Below are 2,503 nucleotides of genomic sequence, written 5' to 3' on the forward strand. Positions count from 1 at the left end.
CCTGATCGTTACCGGCACCCGACGTGATGGCCGGCGGCGCTATGACCGGCAATCGAAACAAGCTCTGGTCAAGGCGTGCCTGCAGCCTGGCGTATCGTTGGCGGGCATGGCACTCAAACACGGCGTGAATGCCAACCTGTTGCGCAAATGGGTGGTCCGCTATCAACTCGTGAACGATGCCGCCGCCGTGCCATCGCTTCCGATCGAAGAGGACGCTGACGCGTTCGTGCCGGTGATGTTGAACCGCCGCACAGCAACGCCCATCAAGCAGCGCCGCTCCACTCCCGTGGGTGCGGCCATCCCGATGAATGCGTCAGTGACCCCGCCGCCGCGCCTGCGAGCACAATTGCCCAACGGCGTCACGCTCGATTTCGACTGTACCGAGCGGGATGCGGCATGGCTGTCGAGGATGATCGAAACGCTGGGGCGCTGCGATGTTTCGCCTCGACGCTGATCTGAAGGTGTACCTGCACCGCGAAGCCATCGATTTCCGCAAAGGCATCAACGGCCTGGCGACATTGGTCGAACAATCGATGGGGCAGGATCCCTTCGCCCGCGCCGCCTATGCCTTTCGCAACCGCGGCGGCAATCGCATCAAGTTGCTGATCTATGATCGTACCGGTTTCTGGTTGCTGATCAAGCGCCTGGAACAAGACCGTTTCGCCTGGCCGCGCCGCCCGCAAGCGGTGATGGAATTGACGGCGGAACAGCTGCACTGGCTGCTTGACGGCATTGATATCGAGGCGGTGCAGCGCCATCCGGTCCGGCACTACCAGCATGCCGGTTGAGCCGGTTCCGCTGTGGCGGCAATGCGACGCTGGCCGCCCTTGTTACAAATCGACGTAAACCTATTCGCGCCGCAAAACCCGTATCGTGGCAGGCATGAACAAACTCGCCGCCTTCCCCGACCTGCCGCCCGAAGTCCAGGCCTATATCCGCGCCCTGGAAACGCGCAATGCCGAGCTGTCCGAACGCGTGCGTTATGTGGAAGAGCAATTCCGGCTGGCGCAACTCAAGCGCTATGCACCGAGCAGCGAGAAACGTAGCGACCGGGTGTTCAACGAGGCCGAACAAGTCGATCCAGCCCCGGAGCTCGACAGCGATACCATTCCCCTGACGCCGCCCGAGACCGGCATGCCGGAACTGGCGCCGCCAGCACAGCAGACGCGGGGCCGCAAACCCCTGCCGGCGGATTTGCCGCGCAAGCGCATCGAATATGATCTGGCGCCAGAGCAAAAAATCTGTACCTGCTGCCAGAGCGCGCTGCACCGCATCGGCGAAGACATCAGCGAACAGCTGCACATTCCGCCCCAGACCCCATGGGTATGGCAACACGTGCGCTTCAAGTACGGCTGCCGCCATTGCGAACGACACGGAATCAGTGCGCCGGTAGTGCGCGCCGCGATGCCGGCGCAACCGTTGCCGGGCAGCGTGGCCGACGCCGCCACGATTGCCACCGTCATGACCGGCAAGTATGCCGACGGCATGCCGCTGTACCGGATGGAAGCGGTGTTGGGACGCGTGGGGATCGCACTGAGCCGCGGCACCATGGGCCACTGGATGATCGGTGCCAGCCAGCGTCATTTGCAGCGTTTGTATGAGGCGATGCACGCCGTCCTTCTGGCGCAACCGTTGATCCATGGCGACGAGACCCGGGTACAAGTGCTGCATGAAGAGGGCAAGCGCGCGCAAAGCCAGTCGTACATGTGGGTGTATCGCAGCGCCGAATCGAGCACTACGCCGGTGGTGCTGTTTGAGTACCAACCGGGACGCGGGCAGCAGTATCCGCAAGCCTTCCTGCAGAGCTACGCTGGCACCCTGATGACCGATGGCTACAGCGCCTGGCGCACGCTCACGGGCGTGACGCACCTGGGCTGCATGGCACACGCGAGGCGTTACTTTGATGAAGCGGCCAAGGCGCAGGGAAAGGCCGATAAGCGCGCCAGGCAGGCACTCGACATGATCGCCCGGCTTTACCATGTCGAAGCGCTGGCCAGGGGCGACTTGCCGGCCGGCCACACCCGTGCCGACTACACCCACCGCTTACGCCAGCAGCACAGCGTGCCGGTGCTCAGCGTACTCAGGACATGGCTCGATCAACAGGCAGCTCAAGTCCTGCCAAAAAGTTTGCTGGGCGAAGCGATTACGTATGCGCGTAATCAATGGAGCTACCTGAGCCGGTACACGGATGACGGCAATGCGCCCATCGATAACAACGCCGTGGAGCGCGACATCCGTCCGTTCACCACCGGCAGAAAAAACTGGCTATTCAGTGACACCGTGGCCGGCGCGAAGGCCAGTGCGGTGATCTATAGCCTGATGCTGACGTGCCGTGCTTGCGGCGTTGAACCGTATGCCTATCTATGCCACGTGCTGACCGAATTGCCGCTGCGCGCAGAGGGGGCAGACTTGCACGACCTGCTGCCGTTTAACTACGCTGGCAGCGTCACGCCATAATTCAACCACTGTTCACGTTGCAAGGTGCGGGGAAATTCGCGCTTAC

3 protein-coding genes are annotated in these 2,503 nt (G+C 62.5%); all 3 read left to right on the plus strand.

Going from position 1 to position 2,503, the window contains the following annotated elements; translation table 11 throughout:
* On the plus strand, nucleotides 1-454 hold a 454-nt coding region (gene tnpA, locus H8K47_RS17925; RefSeq protein ID WP_329604189.1), incomplete at its 5' end, for an IS66-like element accessory protein TnpA.
* The gene (gene tnpB, locus H8K47_RS17930) at nucleotides 435-788 is read left to right on the plus strand and encodes an IS66 family insertion sequence element accessory protein TnpB (RefSeq protein WP_186882716.1); all 354 of its coding nucleotides are present in this window, start codon (nucleotides 435-437) and stop codon (nucleotides 786-788) included. The genes tnpA and tnpB, both read left to right, overlap by 20 nt.
* A gap of 94 nt (nucleotides 789-882) precedes the next feature.
* Nucleotides 883-2,457 carry an IS66 family transposase gene (gene tnpC / locus H8K47_RS17935; protein WP_186882717.1) on the plus strand — a complete coding sequence of 525 codons (1,575 nt, stop codon included), beginning with the start codon at nucleotides 883-885 and terminating at the stop codon, nucleotides 2,455-2,457.
* Nucleotides 2,458-2,503 lie beyond the last annotated feature (46 nt).

Origin of the sequence: Cognatundibacterium rugosum, assembly GCF_014284365.1 — a bacterium.
Classification (GTDB): Bacteria; Pseudomonadota; Gammaproteobacteria; order Burkholderiales; family Burkholderiaceae_D; genus Undibacterium; species Undibacterium rugosum.

Excerpts from the sequence above, each read along its gene's own strand:
- tnpC (WP_186882717.1), top strand. The coding sequence starts at position 883 with ATGAACAAACTCGCCGCCTTCCCCGACCTGCCGCCCGAAGTCCAGGCC.
- tnpB (WP_186882716.1), top strand. The coding sequence starts at position 435 with ATGTTTCGCCTCGACGCTGATCTGAAGGTGTACCTGCACCGCGAAGCC.